Source organism: Streptomyces sp. NPDC054840 (assembly GCF_053611065.1).
Window position 1 is genome coordinate 1 of record NZ_JBSGZP010000064.1, and the last position, 17,859, is coordinate 17,859.

Below are 17,859 nucleotides of genomic sequence, written 5' to 3' on the forward strand. Positions count from 1 at the left end.
CGGGGGGCGGGGGGGCCACCGCCACCCGCTCCACCGCTTTGCGCTCGCCCCGAGTCCGTCAAGCGCGCTGCTTCAGCTCGGCCGCGCCGAACGACACGCTGAAGCGTTCACACCAGATCGTCACCGTGGAGAACGCGTTCAGGTCGGTCCCCGCCGGAATCGCATAGTTCTGATTGCCCTCGTTGCCCTTGAGGCTGCCCAGGTCGACGTGCTTGCCGTCGTCGAGGTTGCCGCCGCCGTCCCGCTTGACCGGCTGGTCGCTGAGCCACACGTGCAGGGCCGGGCCGTCCGAGGCGCGCAGGTTCGTCAGGCGCAACGTCGCCTTGCCGTCCGCGCTCCGCAGGACCTCCACCGAGCCGCTGGTCTCGTGCTCGTGGGAGATGAAGCTGCCCGTCGCCAACGGCTTGATTGCGGCTGCCGCCTCTCCGGTGGCCACGGGAGCCGCCTCGTCCACGCGTTCCGTCGTGAACAGCCGCCAGGGCTGGAAGAGATAAAGACCAACGGCCGCCACGACGATGACCGCAGCGGTGGCGATCCACAGGGCTGGGCGCTTGGTTCGGGACATGAGGATCTTCCGTTTCTGTTCGGTGTTCACTCCGGGACCGCGGTCGGCCCCTGCTCGGCTGTGTGTCGGCAGTCCGGGGGGGCAGGGCCGACACAAAGGGCCGACCCGGGGACCGCAGCCCCGGGCCGGCCCTCAACGGTGGTTACTTCCAACCCCAGTTGACGGCTCCGTAGGTCCCCCCGGTGGTGATGTCGATGCCGCGTTTTCGGTCGTAGCTGAACCCGGCGAAGACGTAGCTGCGAGGGCCCTTCCAGATTCCCTGGACCGCGTGCAGCTTCAGCGGCTCGTTGGACGTCGCCTGGCCGAGCCTTACGGTCTGACACTTGCCGGCGAGCACGCGGAACGCGTAGTTGCCCTGGTTCGGGAACTCCACCACAGTGTCGTAACCGCTGCCGTAGTTGCACAGGCGGAAGGTGTTCGGGGTGACCGCATGGGCGGAGGCGGCGGGGACAAGGGCGGCGGTCGCCGCGATCGTGGTGGCGGCCGCGAAACGGGCGGACCACCGCGTGAGAGTGCTTTTCTGGATGGGTTCCCTCTTCCTTCTTCAGCTACCAGATCGACGAGGACACGTGGGGCGAGCGGTCAGCACTGGTGCTCGGCGGGGCGCGGCTGCTCGTCCTCGGTGGAGCGGGCGGCCTTCTCGCGGCGCAGCTCGTCGGTCTCGTCGCGGACGGCGTCGAGCCGGACCTCGAGCATGCCGACGCGCTCGCGGTAGCGCTCCAGCTCGGCCCGGACGAACTCGGCGTCCGCGACCTGGCGGCCCGTCTCCTCGCGAATCGCGGCGCTCTCCTCGGCGAACTTCTCCGTCGCGGCGTCGAGAGCGGCTACGGCCATGTCGCCCGCCTCCTCGGCGAGCGCGGCGCGCTCCTCGGCGGCCAGGATCCGCTGCGCGGCGGCGCGGGTGACGGTCTCGATCCGGGCCTCGGCCGCCGCGGAATCCGTGATGATCGCCAGCTCCTCGATGTAGGCGGGCAGATCGGCGGCAAGCCGGTTGATGAGCGCGACGATGGTGTCGCGGGACTGGGCGGCGCGGTCGCCGTCACCCGTTGCCATGGCTGCCATGTCGCAGGGCTCGCCTTCCGCCGACCCCCGCTCGGACGCGACGACGGCAAAGGTCTGCCCCAGCTCCTGGGGCACCACCTCGGCACCGGGGACCTGGCCGGAGGGCTGGGCCACGGTTTCAGGGGCGGGAGTGTGCGCGGGCGCACCGTGCGCCGTACCAGCGGGGGGCCAGGTCTGGCCGGCGGCCGGCGCCTCGGCGCCGTTCGCCCCGTCCTTCGCCGCCTTCTTGGTCTCGGCTGCCGCCCGCTTGTCCTCCTTGCGCTGCTGCCGCTTCGCACGGAACGTCCTGAACGCGCCGAGCGCGTTGTGCTCCGGGTGCTCGCAGTAGCGGGGCGCCGGCCCCTGCCCGTCTGATACCTGCGGCTCGGGCGGGTTGCTGCAGCCGGGGAAAGCGCAGACGTGAACGGTCTCGACGGTTTCGGCGGTCATTGATTTCGGCCTTTCGTTGCTGACTTGGTGATGTTCTGGCTCATGGAGGTCGAACCCGCACCCGGATCGGGAAACGAGGGGTACGGCCCGACCTCCCCGATCCAGCCCGCGTCCGCCCAGCGCGTGATGGTGCACACCGGGCGCTGCAGGCCGTACGGGATGCTCATGACGAGTAGTTCGGCGCCGTCACGCGCCGGTGGAATGCTGGCGGCGCGCCGAGCCTCCGGACGTGCCCGGTCATGTCCGGCCGCGCCGCCCCCGTGGCGATCCCGTGGCCTACCGGCCGCGGGCGCTCGAACCGACAGCCCTGCTCCTGCACGATCCGCGCGCTGAGGCCGGTCAGGCCCTGCGTGTGGCGGCCGCGCTCCGGGCTGGTCTTCGGCGTGCAGTTGAGGAACTGTGCACGCGGGTCGTCATGGCTCATACCCCTCAGTGCCGTAGCCGCGCCGAACGTTACAAGTGACTTTCGAACCGTTCGTGTTCGGTGGCTGCAGTCAGGCCGGCGACACGGACCAGCGCGAGACGTTCGTGGCGGCGATCCGGCACCGTGACGACCGCGATGTCCTCGTAAGCGCCGCAGAGGAAGTAGGTGCAGGCGACGGACAGGGCCGGCCCTTGGCGAATGCGGCCCAGACATGCCGGGAGGCGGCGAGGCCCCCGGCCCCGCACTGCCCCAACTGGCGTTGATACAGGCGTTCTCGGAGTGCAGATCGGCCGGCGCCGGAGCATCCCCGGATGTCAGGCGTCGCACCGTGCGCATCAGAACGCCGCCGATGTCCGGTCGAGGCATCGGGGCGTTGGACTGGGCATGCGCTCGCCGCAGCTTGTTCCCTGCCTGGAGTGCCGCCTTACTGGCCGGTCGCAGGCCGCCGACGCCGCCGGTGACGATCTCGACCTCGGCGACCGTGCCCGCGTGCTGGAACAGCTGACCGTGTACCCGGCCGCGCACTCCCGCGAACCGCGAGACCTTACGGCGCCATGCGTGACGCCGGCATGTTCCCCGAAGCGGTGGCCGACGCGCTCGGCACGACCCGCTCCAAGGCACTGGTCCTGCTCCTTACCGCCCAGGATGGGTAACGTGACGCACAACAGCGGCCTATACCCAGGCATGATCAGAGACACGGACATTGGTACATTTGGCCGATCATGACGGGTCTGGGAGTTCTCGGGCCACTGGATGTCCATGTCTCCGGGCGACCGGTGACGGTTGCACGGCGACAGGCGCGGACCGTCCTGGGACTCCTCCTTTCGGCCCGCGGCCGCAGTGTTCCGGTCGCCCGACTCGTCGACGAGCTGTGGACACAGGGGCTGCCGGCCAAACCGCGTACGTCTCTGCACTCCTACGTTTCGAACCTGCGCGGCATCCTGGAGCCGGACCGGCGGCGACAGGACGCCAGGGAGACGCGCTCGCGGCGCTGCGGCGCGCAGCGGCCGTGTGCGCCGAGGAGCTCGGGTTGGACCTCGGGCGCGGCTGGCCGAGCTCGAGCAGGCCATTCTCCGCCGAGACCTGAACGTCCTGTCGGCCGCAGTCCCGGACGCCCCTGGTGAGGCCGTTGCACTGATCGACTCGCCCTCGGACGCCGCGCCAGAGGCGGTCGGAGTTTCCAGTGTGGCCGACCTACAGGAGGTCGGCAGCGGAGCGGCACTCGCTTCCACACCACCCTTCGTGGGCCGGCGGCTGGAACTGGGCGTGCTGGAACAGGCGGCCCAGGCAGGCTTGGGGGGCGGGGCGGTCGCGCTGGTGGCGGGCGAGGGCGGCGCGGGGAAGACCGCACTCCTGGCCCGCTTCACCGACCGGCTACGGACGCAGGGCTGGACGGTGGTGACGGGCCGATGCCCGGACGACGCGGGCGTCCCGGCGGCATGGGCCTGGACGGAAGCACTGGGTGAACTGGTGCGCCTCCTGCCGCCGGAGCGCGTAGGGCCGTTGCCGATGCTGATCGACCCGCTGGGCGCCACGGCCGCACCGCACGGCGACGCCACGGCGGGCCGGTTTCGGCTGCACGCCGCCTTCGCCCGGTGGCTGGCCTCGGCAGCGGCGCGCTGCCCGCTCGCCGTGATCATCGACGATGTTCACGAGGCCGACGAGGAGACGCTGTGTGAGCCAGCCCTGTACCTCCTCGCGGAGGGACGGTCTTCGGCTACTCATCTTCGTGCGCGGCCCAGCGGACCCAGGCGTCCAGGAGGGTGGCGATCACGGCCGCGGTCGCGCCGGAGCTCTCCAGCCGTTCGATGTAGGCCTGGAGCCGGTGCTGTGAGCCGCTCGGCCACAAGGGGTCTGCCGCAGCCAGCCGCGCGAGCTCGCCGGTGGGGGTGTCGAGGTCTTCGAATTGCTGTAGCCAGGCGCCGAAGCCTTCGTCCCGGCCGGATCGGCGCCGCTCGTGCGAGGTCATCACTGCTCTCCAGGTCGCCACCGACGAGCGCGATAGCGCTCTTGCTGGCGGGTCGAACGCGCGTGGGCCCCCATGGCTGCGGGCACTGCGACATTCTGGGGGAAGCCAGGACCTGTGCGCACGATCCAGATCGTGATCGGCTGATAGTGAGTGACCTCGGACGACAGGTGACGCCGCGCCCGAAGAACTAGATGGCGGAAGATCGGCTTCCCCGAGAGGGTGGTTCGGGTGACAGTGGAGGGACGAGCCCGGCTCAGCGAAGGACGGCAGCCAGGCCGACGGAATCCGAAGACGAAAGAGTCCTTACCCATGTGACACAACGGCTGGTCAACACGCTTCCCGGTCTCGACCCCCGTACCGTTCGCGGTGTGGTGGACACCGCCTACGCCGAATTCCGCTTCGCGCGGGTGCGCACCTATCTCCCGGTTCTCGTAGAGCGGCGCGCCCGGGATCTTCTCTCCGCGACGGACACCGACTAGCTTGATCTTTAACCTGTGCGGCGTGGGCGAGGGGTCGTGGACTTCTTCGGTTTCGGCTTCGGGTCGTCTGTTTTGCGGACTGTGTGCACGTCGTGGCGGGGTGTGGGCCGGGTGTTCTTCCGGCCCGGTGGTCGTCCGGGGCCTGGGCGGGATGGTTTCGGTGCTCGGGCGGGACAGGCGGTCGTTGGGCGGATGTGCCGGAAGTCGCGGCGGACTCGGGCAGGGGTGAGACGGTCGGCCGGTGCGGGTTTCTCCCAGGGCCGGCGGAGGTCGGCCGCGAGTGGGCGGGCGAGACGGAGCTGGGTGTAGACGGCGAGGATCAGCCACGTCCATCGGTCCGCGGCACGTACGAACCGCTGCCCACATCGAAGTACACCGGGCCCGGCTCGCTGCCATCGGCCAGCAGCACCCCCACCGACCCCTCATGCGCGGCCCCCAACGCCTTGAGCACCCTGTCCACGACGACCAACCCCTCCCCGCAGCGCGCGATCGGGCCGACCGATCGGCCGTCCACGGCCTCCAGGCTGCCGCGCCCGGGCCGTCCACGCAGTGGAATCCACCGAAAGCGGTACAGGACCAGTGCAACGCGGCCGCGCGTACCCGACAGGGCCGGCAAACCAGATCGGACCCTCAGCTGGGCGTTAGTCGGCGGGACGAGCAGCTCAACCTCGAAGGCCCTCGCCGCTCACGGCCGGCGGATCGGGGACCCGTCCGGCCGGATGACTGCCGAGGGCCTCGCCGACACCGTCACCCGTGCCGCCCGCTCCGCGGCCGTCCGCCCGAGGGCCCGTTGGCGACTCCTGCTCGCGGGGTCCAGTCGGCAGTGCGGCACGGGAACAGAGCGGACCATGCGCAGCTCCGTCAAGGGCTTGATCGTGGGTGGCGGGCCGGGAGAGGGGGTTCGGTGGGTAGGGGCAGAGGTATCACGAGACCGGGGTGCCGCAGGGGCGGTGCCGTGTGCGGGAGGGCTTATGTCTGAGCTGGTGAGTGCGTATGAGTTCGATGTTGTGGTCGACCACCGGTTGTTCGGTCTGGTGGATGCGGAGGGGCAGGCGGGGGAGCGGCCGGCCACGCCGGGTGCGCGGGGGCTGGTCGCGGCGAACGCGACGATGCTCTACCTGCAGACGCCGGGGGATGTGCTGGATACCCGGTTGCGGCTGGAGCTGTGGGACGGGCCGGCTGATTTCGAGGCTGGGGCGTGGCCGGTTCAGGGGGAGGTGGTGATGGACCTGCCGTCAGGCCGGTTTGTGGTCGATGAGATCGCCGCGGGAGGCCGGGCGGTGGGATTTGCCCTGCCGGCGGGTGGCCGGTGGCGGGTACGGGCCGCCTGGCGGCCGGGATCCCTCGACGCAGTGGAGGGGCCGGAGGGATGGGCGCTGATGCAGTTCTGGCGTGGTGAATCACGCGGGAGAACGCGGTGCCCCCGGAGGGAGAAGCTCTCTCCGGGGGCGCCGGCAACGACGATGCTGATCGGTGACGTTCTCGACATCGTGGCGGCCGTACTTGCGGTGCTCTTCGTCCGCCGGCTCACAGCGATGCAGCACGCCAGGGTCGCGCAGGGGCCCGCCGTCGCAATGGGGTAGCTGGGCGCGGCACCGGCCCCGGCCTGCGTGGTCAGGACGCGTGGTCTCCACGCCGTACCGACGTCGTCGTTGGCGAGGTCGGTCCTCCCCGGACCGGCCGTACCCCGACGAGGGTAGCGGCATCGCGAGCACGCTCAGAGCGCCTGGTCGCCGTCGGAGCCGGCCACCGGACAGGCGGCATGCCTACAGGCCGCCCCCGGCCGTGGAGGGACGCTGTGCCCCCACCCCGTCCGGCTCGTCGGGCCGGACGGGGTGGGCGGGGTCAGGTGAACCGGACCGCGGTCAGCGTTGATTCTACGATTAGGAAAGGGAAACTGGATAGGGAGGGGGTGATACGACTCCTGAGTGCTATCGAGCCTAAGGCCCGGTTTTCCACCAGCGTATACTCCGTTAATCGTCTTTCGAGCTGGGCCTTGCCGTATGGAGGTCGTTGGCCAGTAATGCCGTTGAGTCTTATTCATATGGGTTGGGGCGAACTGGCAGCAGGTGTGATCGCGGGATATTGTGGACGCACGGATTCGGAAGATGAGTTCTGGCTGTCGAGTGGACTTAGTAAGATGGATGAAGATGCCATCTCCCTGCTGCTTAAATTTGCCGCCTCGGTAAATAGCCGCTTCGTTAATGTCAACGTTGCAACAAGTTGAACCGATCTGTCTCCCATTTGGGGACCATCTCATGGATGAGGCCTTGAGGGGTCACGATTTTTCCCTTGTTGATAGGTTCCTCAAAGCCGTTTCGGAATATGGATCGATAGATGTGCTGAGAACGGCCGAGACCGGCGAAATGCTCCGGGAGCGGTACCTCCGTTTTTAGGAAGAGGTAGGAACTCGGCCTGCCTGTTTTAGCGGAGCCCGGCTGCGGGGTCCTGGGGGATGGGCGTCGTGTGTTTTTCCGTGGGTGGCGTCAGTTGTCTGCACTGGGTGTTTGAGGCGTCTTCGCTGGTGGTTGGGGTGGGGGTTCGTGGGGGTGTCGTTTTCTTGGTGAGGGTTGCTGTCGTTTTCCAGTGAAGGTTGACTGTCGTCCGTGTGTGCGTGATAGCTTCGTTCACTTCCAACCGTTCTCGTGTACAGAGCCAACACAGTCACAAATGAGCGAGTAGCCCGAGGCCCGCTGGGTCTGACTCCCCACCGCGCCGGCCACTCCGCTCCGGCTACTTCGCGCTCAGTGTTCGTGCGTCACCTGAGCCAGCAGCTCACGGATCTCCAGAAGGCTCATCCGCGTACCGGGGTCGGAGTCCCGCTCCTCGATCTGCGCGAAGTGCTGTTCGGCCGTGGCCAGGTCGCCGCGGCGCCGGGCCAGTCGGCCGGCGAGGCGGTGGCCGGCGAGGTGGCCCGGGTACTCGGCGAGGATGTCCGCGACGAGTGGCGTGGCCTCCTCGTCGCGCTCCGTCTCGACGAGCAGCTCGGCCAGCTCGGGGCGGGGATCGACGCGCCGTTCGAGCGGTCCGGGCGGTGGGTCGAAGTCGCCGGAGCGCTCCACCGCGCGGCGCAGCCACTGTTCGGCCTCCGCGGTGCGTCCGAGCCGGCGCAGTGCCCTGCCGAGGTGGTACGCCGCCTCGGGGATGTCGTTCTCCCACGCCTTCACGAGCCACGGCTCGGCCTCGGCGTAACGCCCCCAGCGCACCATGCTGCGACCGGCCAGGAACGCGGGCCGCGCCAGACCGCCCTCGGCGGCGCGCACATACCAGCGCTCCGCGAACTGCGGGTCCCCGCCCCGCTCTTCGGAGGTCCAGCCGACGCCCCAGGCTGCCCTCGCGTGACCGAGCTCCGCGGCCTTCAGCGTCCAGATGCCGGCGGCCCGCTCGTTCTTCGCGTGGGTGTGGATCCCGGCGATGCTGTACGCAGCCCCCGCGTCCCCGGCCTCGGCGGCCGGCTCGAAGTACGGCACGAGCAGGGTCTCGTCGGCCTGGCAGTCCTGCAGCATGCGGCCGAGCTCGAGCAGCGCGCGCGGAGTGCCGGTCTTGCGGTACCAGTCGGCGGCGTCGGGCAGCCGGTAGAGGCGGTCGAGTGCATCGGCGTGCGCGAAGCACTCCTCGGGACCGCCGGACTCCGCGGCCGCCCGCAACTCGGGCAGGCGCGCCGAGAGTTCGGGGTCGGGCAGCCGGGCGGGGTCGGCGCGAATCGCCGCGATCTCCTCAAGCTGCTCGACGAACGTCTTGGGCAGGCCGCCGTACTGATCGTTCTTGTCCTCGTCCTCGGTGTCGCCGGTGAGACGCAGCCATCGCTCGGCCTCGTCCAGCCGCCGCTGCATAATGCCGATCAGACCGAGGTAGAAGCGGGCATAGTCGTGACCATCGGGTGCTGCTGCCGCCGTCTCGAACCAATGCTCGGCCGTGCGCTGGTCACCGCGCTCGAAGGCCCAGACACCCAGGACGTAGGCCGCGCCCGAGTAGCCGAGCTCGTGCGCCCGTACGGCCAGGGCGCGTGCCTCCTCGATCCGGTCGCTGTCGCGGGCCACCAGGATGGCCTGCTCGACCAGGGCCTGGTGCGAGCCGGCCGCCGCGGCTCGCGCGTAGAGAGCCTCCGCCGCGCGGATCGTGCTCGGGTAGTACGTGAACATGCCCGAGCCGCCAGCCGCCAGCCGCCAGCCGCCTGCTCGCCGAAGGAACACAAGTCCGCTCCTGGGACCCCTTCGCCCGCCCGGCCGCGGGGGAACCCTGGGACTCCACCACCCGCTACCCGACCGCACAGCAGGCCCGGGCCGACGCAGCCGCGGCAGTGATCGTGACCGAATGGCCCGAGCTCACCGAAGTCGACTGGACCGAAGCGCACAGAGTCATGCGCACACCGGTCTTGTTCGACGGCCGCAACCTCCTCGACCCTGCGCGCCTGCGCGAAATCGGATTCCGGTACACCTCCGTCGGCCGCCCCTGACTCCCTGCACGGCGTCTGCCGATCTCTGGGCTTCCGGTTCATCGCCGAACGCGAGGTGACGTTCGCCGGCCGAGTCCTGGCGGCCAACCACCGACGGCCATCGATCCCCGCACTGCCCCTGCGGCCACCTGGGTCAGCGTCCAGCCGACCTCGTCCGGCACCAAGGCCGGTGCGGCGAACGTCGCTTTCTGGCTCTCACCCCGCTCGAAATCGCTCATATGGAAAACGCTCGTTTTCGTAGTGAACGTACTACACTCGATCAAGCAAGGTGAGGCGGGAGCAGAGGGGTGGAGGCGACAGTGGGCAAGGCTCAAGGAACGGGAAGCGGCGGGCCGGTGGTGCGCAGGGGCGTACCCCTGGGCGCCGAGGAGCAGGTGGCGGCGCTCTACTGGGAGGCGTTCGGCCGCAAGCTCGCCCCGGCGCTCGATCCGCCCGACGTGGGGCGCGCGTTCATCGCGGCCCACCTGCAACACGACCGCGGCATCACCGCGCTCGTCGACGGCCGGGTGGTCGGCGTGGCCGGCTACCAGATCGACGGCCGCGCACTGACGGGCGGCGGCATGGGGAGCGTGCTGTCGACCTACGGCCTCTTCCGCGGCCTGCCCCGGCTGGCGATCCTCGCCCTGTTCGAGCGGACACCCGCCCCGGGCGAACTGGTGATGGACGGCATCGCCGTGGACGCGGCACACCGCGGCACTGGCATCGGCAGCCTGCTCCTGCAGGAGATCGCGGCCGTCGCCCTCGGCAACAGCTGCCACCGGATCCGGCTGGAGGTCATCGACGTCAACCCCCGCGCCACGGCGCTGTACGAGCGGCACGGCTTCACCGCCGTCCGCACCGAGCTGACGCCCTACCTGCGCCGCCTGATGGGCTTCGGCGCCGTCACGACCATGCACCGCCCGGTCAATGGAGCGGACGCGCCGGGGACCGGGGAGGCGCGATGAACGCCGACACCACTGCCCACGCCAACAGCCGGGCCGACAAGCCGGAGATCCCCACCCCGCTGCTCGTCCACGCCCTCGTCCGCGAGGACGGCACCGTCGACGCCGACGAGCTCTACACCGTCGCCGGCATCCTGGACATGACCGACCAGCAGGTGCGCCTGTGCATCAAACGCCTGGTCACCGAGGGCTGCTTCACCCAGGAAGGCCGAGGCCGCAAGGCGATCCTCCGCGCCCGCGCCGATGTGACCGGATCCCTGGCACCCGAGGCCTCCTACGTGCGCCACGCCTACCGGCAGGACGCCGGACTCGCCCCATGGGACGGCATCTGGCACCTGTTCGCCTTCGCCATCCCCGAATCCCGCCGTGCCGCCCGCGACACCCTGCGCGAGCACCTTCTCTATATCGGCGCCGCACCCGTCCAGAGCGGCTTGTACGTCAATGCGCACCCCGTCGCCGAGCTCGTCGAGGCCCAGGCCAGTCACCTCGGTGTCCTCGACACCCTCACCTGCTTCACCACCACTGACCTGCGGATCGGCGGCGTCACCCACCCCCGAGCGCTGTCAGCCTCGCTGTGGCCGTTGCAGGAGATCGCCGCCCGGCACGAACAGCTCGCGGCCTTCGCTCAATCCCGCCTCACGGAACTCACCGAGGGGCCGGAGCCGTCGGACGCCGAGCGGCTCACCATGGCCGTCGCACTCGCCGCCCAGTTCACCGCAGCGATGGCCCCCGATCCCCTCCTCCCACCCGAACTCCTGCCCCAGCCCTGGCCGGGAAGCCACGCCCGCCGCCTGACAGCCGACTGCTGGAGGCGCCTTCGCGAAACCAGCCCGGCCGGTGGCACCCCGACCCTGCGCCTGTTCGCGCTGTACGCCGACGTGCTGGACACATGACGAGCTCGGCCGCCAGGGAGCGCTCGGTCCCGGGCGGGCCAAGGAGTAGCGGGACCGGTTCCGTGGCGGGAGTTCGTTCAGGAGGGGATTGCTCGTGTCTAAGGCGTATGACGGCCCGGAGCAGTGCGTGGACAGGGCGCCGTTCGTCGGCAGGACCGCAGAGCTCGGTCGGCTCTACTCGGTGCTGGAGCGGCTGGGGGAGGGCGGTCCGGCGGTGGTCGATGTCACGGGTGAGGCCGGTATCGGCAAGAGCCGACTGCTGGCGGAGTTCTGCGCGGGCGCCCGCCGCCGTGGGGTGACCGTGCTGCGTGGCCGGGCTACGGAGTACGAGCGGCACAGCCCCTTCCGACCGTTCGCCGATGCCTTCGCCGACCTGGATGAGCGAGCCCTGCGGCTCTTTCCGGTACTGGCCGAGCTCTCCCCGGCTCTGCGAGGCGTGATGGAAGGGCCGGGCGGGCCGGATGCCGGTGACCGGTTCGGCCTGTACCAGGCGACGGCCGCCGTGCTGGGCCGTCTCGGCCGCGCGGGGCTGGTGGTGGTGCTGGACGACCTGCACTGGGCGGACCCGGCGTCGCTGGAGCTTGTGGACCACCTGGTTCGGCATCCGGCCCCAGCGCCGTTACTTTTTGTCATCTCACGCCGTAACCGTCAGGCGCCACCCTCGCTCGCCACCGCGCTGGCCCGGGGCATGGACACCGGGACGGTGCTGCGGCTCGCTCTGGGGCCGCTCGGCGAACGCGACTGCGTCGATGGACTGGCCTCTGACCTGCCCGGGCAGCAGGCGGCAGAGCTCTACTCGGCGAGCGAGGGCAACCCGCTGTACTTCCTCGCCCTCCTCCAGGCCCATCGCGGAGCCCGGATGCCTCGGACACACTGCGCACCGCAGGCATCTGCCGTGTTCGGCGGACCGGATGGCCTGCCTGCCGATCTCAAAGCGCTGCTGCTCGACGAACTGTCGCCGCTGGGTCCACTTGAACGCCGGGCCGTCGAGGCGGCAGCCGTCCTTGGCGACCGCACCACTCCCGAGCTGATCAGCGCACTCACCGGTTCCGAGGTCGGCGACATCGCCGCGGCCCTGCGCGAGGTGATGCGGCGCGACTTGGTGCGGCCGGGGCAGGGGGGAGGCGGGCTAATGCTGCGACACCCGCTGATCCGGGCGCTGGTCCACGAGAGCATCGACCCGTGGCGGCGCCAGGAGTTCCACCGCCTGACGGCGGCGGAGCTGGAACGGGCCGGTGCGTCCGCCGTCGAGCGGGCACACCACCTCGAACAGTCGTTGGCCGGCTGGGACCCGCAGGCGGCCGCCGTACTGACCACCGCCGCGCAGCAGACCGCCGCGACCGCTCCGGTGATCTCCGCCCGCTGGCTGCAGGTCGTGCTGCGATTCCTACCGGACACCCCGGAACAGAGGTCCACGCGCCGCGAACTGATGCTGCTGCGCGCTCAGGCTCTCGGCGAGACCGGTGAGCTCGGAGAAAGCCGGAACCTGCTGCATCAGGTGCTGGACCTCCCAGGTCCGGACACCGACGCCGTCCGCACGTCCGCCGTGGCGCTCTGCGCCCTGATGGAGTGCCGACTCGGACGCTACCCGGAAGGCGACGCGCTGCTGCGCCGCGAACTCGCCCGGTCGCCGGGACGCCCGGAGGCCCAGTCGGTCGAACTGCGCCTGCAACTGGTCTACTGCGCATTGACCGCCGCCCGCTTTCCCGAGGTGCGCGCGGAGATCAGTCAGGCTCTGGCGAGGGCACGTGCCCTCGGCGACCACACCCGCGAGATGCGAGCGCTGGCGCTGGCCGCCATGGGCGAGGGGTACGAGGGCGATATGGCCGCGGCCCGTACGTTCGCCGAACCCGCGGCCCGACTGGCGGACGCGATGACCGACAACGACCTCGCGGGCCTGTGCGAATCCCTGTCCAGGCTGGCCTGGACTGAAGTGTTTCTGGAGAACTACACCCACGCGGAACGGCACGCCGACCGGGGACTGGAGATAGCCCGGCGCACCGGTCAGCTCTACCTGTTGCCCCAGTTGTTGCTGTGCAAGGCCCACGTCCGCCTCAACACCTGCCGGATCACGACCGCGTTGGAACTGGCCGACGAGGCCGAGCCCATCACGCGGGCCCTGGGCAGCAGCGAACTGCTCGCCTTCACCTTGGCGTTCAGATCCCAGATCCTGCTGCAGGCGCGCCCTCCGGGCGATCGGGAGGCATTGGCCGTCGCCGAGGAAGCCGTGGCCGCGGCCGGAACGAGCGACAGCTGGTGGGCATCACTGGCCTGGTCCATGCTCGCTCAGGCCGCGTATCTCGCCGGTGATCCGCAGCGGGTACGGAAAGTCCTGCTGCACGGGGGCGCTTGCGGAAGGGACCTGCGTCGGCTCCAGCCCTCGGTACGGTGCTACTTCCTGGAACTGCTCACCGCCGCCGCCCTCGCCACCGGTGACGTGGAAGAAGCCGAACACTGGGCTCAGCGCGCCCACGAGGAAGCCGAACGGCTCGGCCTTCCGGCCCAGCGCGGAGCAGCGTCGCGCAGCCACGCCCAGATCGCGGCACACCGAAATGACAAGGCCGTGGCGGCCCGGCTGTTCGCCGAAGCCGCGGCGCACAGCGCCCGGTCCGGGGCGGCGCTCCGGGAGGCGCAATCCCTGTTGCTCGGTGCTCCCCTCATGAAGGCCTCCGGAGACGGCCCGCGCGCGGCCGCCATGTGGCACCGGGGCTCCCACCTGGCCTCCGCGGGCGGAGCACGATTGTTGGCCGGCCTGGCAGAACTAGTACGCCCGGCGGTGTTCGAGGGCCCGACCGCACCCGCGGCACCGGCCGACGTGCTGGCCACGTTGACCCCGCGCGAGCGGGAGATCGCCGAGCTGGTCGCCAAAGGCCTCACCAGCCAGGCGATCGCCGGCGAGCTCTACCTCAGCCGGCGCACGGTCGAGAGCCACCTCGCCCGGATCTACCGTAAGACGGCAGTGTCGTCCCGCGCCGCGCTGGCATCCCTGACGGCCCGCGGCAGGCGGTCGGACAACACGTCGGCTCAGCCAACCGCCTGATTGCGTATGCGTGTTGCGTAGTACTACCGATGTACCCGGCAACCGGCGTCGGGAGACTTCCGGATGTCCGCATCCGTGGCGATGCCGTGCCCTCCACTCGGAAAGAGCACCTCTCATGCGCGTTCCGTTGCGATTGTCCACGTCCACCTGCCCGGTGGGCAGGCTCCCAGAGGTGTCCGTCAGAGCCGGCGCACCCAGATGAGGAGCACAAGGGGCGACATGGCTTCCGTGCCGCGTCCGGCGGCCCCGCAGGCAGACCGGGGGCGGGAGTCGCAACGTCTGCGGAGCGCGGTCCAGGCCTGTGCCGAAGGCCGGTCGACGGTCGTCGAAGTCACCGGCGACCCCGGACTGGGCAAGACCAGGCTCTTGGCGGAACTGGCCGCGCGAGCACGGGAGGGCGGGCTGGCCGTGCTGTCCGGCCGGGCCTCGGAATACGAGCGGGAGCACCCCTTCGGGGTCGTGGCCGAGGCGCTGCGTGCCCGCCTCCAAGCCCCGGAGCGGCTCGGCGAGGCGGCTGTGGACGACCGGACGCGGGAACTGCTGGAGCTGGCGTTCGCCCATCCCTCGAAACGGGACGCCTCCTGCGGTTCGGTGCCGCCTCTCGTCGAACGGTTCCGGCTGTACGGCGCGGTGGCCCGGCTGCTGGAGGGCACAAGACGCTCCGGGGGTGTTCTCCTGTGCCTCGACGATCTCCACTGGGCCGACGAGGGCTCGCTGGAGCTGCTGCACCATCTGCTGCGGCATCCTCCTCAGGTCCCCGTGATCCTCGCCTGCGCCTATCGGCCGCGACAGGCACGGCCGAGGCTGCTGACGTGCCTGTCGCAGACCGCTGACGGCTACCGCGCCGAACGACTGCGCCTCACACCGCTCGACCGGAGGGCGGCAGACGAACTGCTCGGCACGTCACTGCCACGGCAACGGCGAGCCACCCTGTACGCCGCCAGCGGCGGCAACCCCCTCTACCTTCAGGTACTCGCCCGGTTGGCGGTGCGACCCCAGGAAGGGGACGCGGCGCGCTTCGCCGACCTGCCGCGCTCTCTGCGGGCCGCGCTGGTGAGGGAAGTGGCCCTGCTCACGCCACCACAGCTCACCGTGCTCAGGGCCGCCGCCGTACTCGGCGACCCGTTCCAGCCGGCGCTGCTCGCAATGGTCGCGGACCTGCCACCGGTGACGGCTCTGGCGGCACTGGACACCCTTGCCCGGATGGACCTCGTCCGCCCCGGCGGATCGGGCCGGATGCTGAAGTTCCGGCACCCGCTCCTGCGGGAGCTGATATCCGGTGACTCGCCGCCGGGCTGGTGGCTGGCGGCACAGGGCAGAGCAGACCGGGCGCTGCGCGTCGCAGGGGCCGGCCCGGTGGAGCGGGCGCCCCACGTCGTGCGGTCGGCCGAGCCGGGCGACCTGGACGCGGTCCGGCTGCTGTGCGAGGCGTCCGAGCACGTCATGTACTCCGTCCCCGCGACCGCCGCGTCCTGGCTGCGGGCCGCGCTCCAGCTCCTGAAACCATCCACCACATCGGGTGAGCCGAGGTTCGGCGTACTGGTGGCGCTGGCGCGGGCCCTGGGGCTCACCGGCGACCTCGCCGGCTTCCGGGAGGCACTCGGTGAGGCGATGGAGCTGCTGCCGGCCGGCCGACGCGGGCGACGGGTGGAAGTGGTCGCCCTGCAGGCGCAGGTGGAACGCATCCTGGGCAGTGTCGGCGAGGCCCGCGCCGTGCTGGAGGCGGAGCTGGCGGCGTGGCCCGAGACCAGTGCCGCCGCCAACCCCCTGCGGCTGGAGCTTGCCAGCGTACGGATGATCCAGCGCGCGTACGACGAGTCCGCCGCGCACCTGGACACGGCGTCACACCACGCCGCGCGCACCGGTGACCGCGGGACTCGCACCGCCGCCGCCGCGTGCCGGGCCCTGGGCGCGGCCTACGGCGGCGAGTCCGCGGCTCTGTTGACGCACGCCACGCGGGCCGCGACGGCTGTGGACGCGATGGAGGATGAGGAATTGACCGCTCTCCTCGACCCGCTGAGCCAGCTCGGCTGGGCCGAACTGCTCGCCGGGCGCTACGACGACAGCGTCCGCCACATCAGCCGCGGTGTTCGGATCGCCCGGCATACCGGGCAGAGCCATGTCCTGCCGTACCTCCTGCTCGGTCACGCGTGGGCGGTCCGTGAGGTGGGCCAACTCACGGAGGCGGTCGAATCGGCGGAGGCAGCCGAGGAGATGGCGCACCTGTTGGGGAAGCCGGACCTGGTCGGCTACGCGCTGGGGTTGCGCGCGAAAGTGATCATGCTGCGGGACGATCCGGCGTCCGCCGCACCGCTCGCCGAGCGCGCCCTGCGGACCGTCCGGGCCCGCGGCCGTCTGTGGGCGCTGACCGCCGGAGTGCTCGCCACCATACGTTTCGAGCAGGGGCGCCTGGACGACTGCGTCACGCTGATGCAGCACGTCGCGGACCGGCCCCGTCACTCGGAGCCGACGCACTCCGTGAAGGCGGGCTGGTACAGCACCGCCGCACAGGCCGAGGCCGCGCGCGGCCGGCCGGCGGCCGCGCACGCCTGGGCGCAACGGGCCGAGGAGGCAGCCGGGGCCGTGGGGCTGCGAGGACAGCTGGGACACGCGGCGGTCGCCCGGGCGTGCGCCCTGGGTACGGGCGGCGTGGATGCCGCCGTGGAGCTCCTCGTCTCCGCGTCGGCGGACTTCCGCTCCACCGGACAGGTCCTGGAAGAGGCCCGGGTCCAGCTGTCGCTCACCCATGTGCTGTCGCGGGCGGGAAGCCTGGACGAAGCGGTGGAGAACGCCGGGCGTGCCAAGCAGACCGCGGCGCAGTACGGCGCCCGTCACCTGTACACGCAGGCGGTCAACGCCCAGCGCCGGATCGGTGCGCTGGGCCCGCGCGCGCGGGCCGCTGCGACCTCCGGGCTCTCGCGGCGGGAGCGCGCGGTCGCCGAGATGGCGGGCCGGGGCCTGTCGAACCGGGACATCGCGGAGCTGACGTTCGTGTCGGTCAAGACGGTCGAGGCCCACCTGACCCGCGCCTTCCGCAAACTCGGGGTCAGCAACAGGTGGGCGCTGTCCCAGATCTTCGGCACCGCGGGCGCCGCTCAGGACGGACCGACAGCAACCACGCCCACGTGCAGTCAGAGCGGGGCACGACCAGCGGCGGCCACTTCGGCCACATCTACGCCAAAGGCGTCCACCAGCACACGGGGCTCGGTAACGATTCCGACCGGCACAAGCTGAACGAGTCGCCCCCCCCCGCGCTGGAGTCGAGGTCATGTCCGAGCCCGCCATGGTGGCGGCCCCCTCTCCGGGGACCCCCGTCATGGCGGGCACACCCATACCCGGCCCCCTTCCCGACGTCCAGCGTGTGGCCATCCGCCCGTCGACGCACGGAGGTCTCGGCCTGGCCGGGCGCCGTCCCGGCCGAGGGCCACTGCGCCCGCCTGTCGCAGCTGCGCGTACCCGGGGCCGCACATCAGCAGGCCGACTGCCTCGGCGAGCTGACCCCGGCAGGAACCCTGCCCTCCGGCCACTCCGACCCGGCCGACCGGGCCGGCCTCCCCCCCCGGGAACCTGGCCGTCCCCGGCGGTGTGCCCGGTATCCGGA

Annotated in this window: 16 protein-coding genes and 2 pseudogenes; 9 read left to right on the top strand and 9 right to left on the bottom strand. The window is 70.9% G+C overall.

Translation table 11 applies throughout. From position 1 onward, the window contains the following. Window positions 1–58: 58 nt before the first annotated feature. The 5 genes from ACWGIU_RS07410 to ACWGIU_RS07430 form a co-directional block, all read right to left on the bottom strand. On the bottom strand, window positions 59–595 hold the full coding sequence (locus ACWGIU_RS07410) for a DM13 domain-containing protein (RefSeq protein WP_453703305.1): 537 nt from the start codon (window positions 593–595) through the stop codon (window positions 59–61). Between the two features lie 112 nt (window positions 596–707). After that, the gene (locus ACWGIU_RS07415; protein WP_453703307.1) at window positions 708–938 is read right to left on the bottom strand and encodes a hypothetical protein; all 231 of its coding nucleotides are present in this window, start codon (window positions 936–938) and stop codon (window positions 708–710) included. 209 nt (window positions 939–1,147) lie between these two features. Then, the gene (locus ACWGIU_RS07420; RefSeq protein ID WP_453703309.1) at window positions 1,148–2,056 is read right to left on the bottom strand and encodes a hypothetical protein; all 909 of its coding nucleotides are present in this window, start codon (window positions 2,054–2,056) and stop codon (window positions 1,148–1,150) included. Further along, window positions 2,053–2,223, bottom strand: a complete 171-nt coding sequence (locus ACWGIU_RS07425) for a hypothetical protein (protein ID WP_453703310.1) — start codon at window positions 2,221–2,223, stop codon at window positions 2,053–2,055. The genes ACWGIU_RS07420 and ACWGIU_RS07425 overlap by 4 nt, the downstream gene beginning before the upstream one ends. Further along, entirely contained in the window at window positions 2,220–2,480 is a 261-nt protein-coding gene (locus ACWGIU_RS07430) for a hypothetical protein (protein ID WP_453703312.1), read from the bottom strand. The genes ACWGIU_RS07425 and ACWGIU_RS07430 overlap by 4 nt, the downstream gene beginning before the upstream one ends. Before the next feature lie 1,242 nt (window positions 2,481–3,722). On the opposite strand from ACWGIU_RS07430, the pseudogene ACWGIU_RS07435 reads away from it, so the two are divergent. Further along, window positions 3,723–4,142: pseudogene (locus tag ACWGIU_RS07435) on the top strand (ATP-binding protein); the annotation flags it as partial. Window positions 4,143–4,197: 55 nt separating this feature from the next. Here ACWGIU_RS07435 and ACWGIU_RS07440 read toward each other — a convergent pair. After that, window positions 4,198–4,449: a hypothetical protein gene (locus tag ACWGIU_RS07440; protein ID WP_453703334.1), complete on the bottom strand. Its 252-nt coding sequence runs from the start codon at window positions 4,447–4,449 to the stop codon at window positions 4,198–4,200. A gap of 191 nt (window positions 4,450–4,640) precedes the next feature. On the opposite strand from ACWGIU_RS07440, the gene ACWGIU_RS07445 reads away from it, so the two are divergent. After that, window positions 4,641–4,928 carry a three-helix bundle dimerization domain-containing protein gene (locus ACWGIU_RS07445; RefSeq protein ID WP_453703314.1) on the top strand — a complete coding sequence of 96 codons (288 nt, stop codon included), beginning with the start codon at window positions 4,641–4,643 and terminating at the stop codon, window positions 4,926–4,928. Window positions 4,929–4,936: 8 nt separating this feature from the next. On the opposite strand, the pseudogene ACWGIU_RS07450 reads toward ACWGIU_RS07445, so the two are convergent. Both ACWGIU_RS07450 and ACWGIU_RS07455 read right to left on the bottom strand, forming a co-directional pair. Beyond that, window positions 4,937–5,284: pseudogene (locus ACWGIU_RS07450) on the bottom strand (NF041680 family putative transposase); the annotation flags it as partial. Next, window positions 5,248–5,442, bottom strand: a complete 195-nt coding sequence (locus ACWGIU_RS07455; RefSeq protein WP_453703316.1) for a hypothetical protein — start codon at window positions 5,440–5,442, stop codon at window positions 5,248–5,250. The pseudogene ACWGIU_RS07450 and the gene ACWGIU_RS07455, both read right to left, overlap by 37 nt. 457 nt (window positions 5,443–5,899) lie before the next feature. Between ACWGIU_RS07455 and ACWGIU_RS07460 the strand changes: the two genes are divergently transcribed. Both ACWGIU_RS07460 and ACWGIU_RS07465 read left to right on the top strand, forming a co-directional pair. After that, window positions 5,900–6,511, top strand: a complete 612-nt coding sequence (locus ACWGIU_RS07460) for a hypothetical protein (protein WP_453703318.1) — start codon at window positions 5,900–5,902, stop codon at window positions 6,509–6,511. A 461-nt stretch (window positions 6,512–6,972) separates the two neighbouring features. Continuing rightward, window positions 6,973–7,155: a hypothetical protein gene (locus ACWGIU_RS07465; RefSeq protein ID WP_453703320.1), complete on the top strand. Its 183-nt coding sequence runs from the start codon at window positions 6,973–6,975 to the stop codon at window positions 7,153–7,155. A gap of 517 nt (window positions 7,156–7,672) precedes the next feature. On the opposite strand, the gene ACWGIU_RS07470 is transcribed toward ACWGIU_RS07465, so the two are convergent. Then, on the bottom strand, window positions 7,673–9,121 hold the full coding sequence (locus ACWGIU_RS07470; RefSeq protein ID WP_453703322.1) for a tetratricopeptide repeat protein: 1,449 nt from the start codon (window positions 9,119–9,121) through the stop codon (window positions 7,673–7,675). On the opposite strand from ACWGIU_RS07470, the gene ACWGIU_RS07475 reads away from it, so the two are divergent. From ACWGIU_RS07475 to ACWGIU_RS07495, 5 genes are all read left to right on the top strand, one after another. Then, window positions 9,103–9,384, top strand: a complete 282-nt coding sequence (locus tag ACWGIU_RS07475; RefSeq protein ID WP_453703332.1) for a UDP binding domain-containing protein — start codon at window positions 9,103–9,105, stop codon at window positions 9,382–9,384. The genes ACWGIU_RS07470 and ACWGIU_RS07475 overlap by 19 nt on opposite strands. Window positions 9,385–9,671: 287 nt before the next feature. Continuing rightward, the gene (locus tag ACWGIU_RS07480; RefSeq protein WP_453703324.1) at window positions 9,672–10,328 is read left to right on the top strand and encodes a GNAT family N-acetyltransferase; all 657 of its coding nucleotides are present in this window, start codon (window positions 9,672–9,674) and stop codon (window positions 10,326–10,328) included. Next, a complete protein-coding gene (locus ACWGIU_RS07485) occupies window positions 10,325–11,218 on the top strand; it encodes a PaaX family transcriptional regulator C-terminal domain-containing protein (RefSeq protein ID WP_453703326.1) in 894 nt (297 codons plus the stop codon). The genes ACWGIU_RS07480 and ACWGIU_RS07485 overlap by 4 nt, the downstream gene beginning before the upstream one ends. A 94-nt stretch (window positions 11,219–11,312) precedes the next feature. Next, window positions 11,313–14,258: a helix-turn-helix transcriptional regulator gene (locus ACWGIU_RS07490; protein ID WP_453703328.1), complete on the top strand. Its 2,946-nt coding sequence runs from the start codon at window positions 11,313–11,315 to the stop codon at window positions 14,256–14,258. Window positions 14,259–14,477: 219 nt separating this feature from the next. Then, entirely contained in the window at window positions 14,478–17,492 is a 3,015-nt protein-coding gene (locus tag ACWGIU_RS07495; RefSeq protein WP_453703330.1) for an ATP-binding protein, read from the top strand. Window positions 17,493–17,859: the final 367 nt, after the last annotated feature.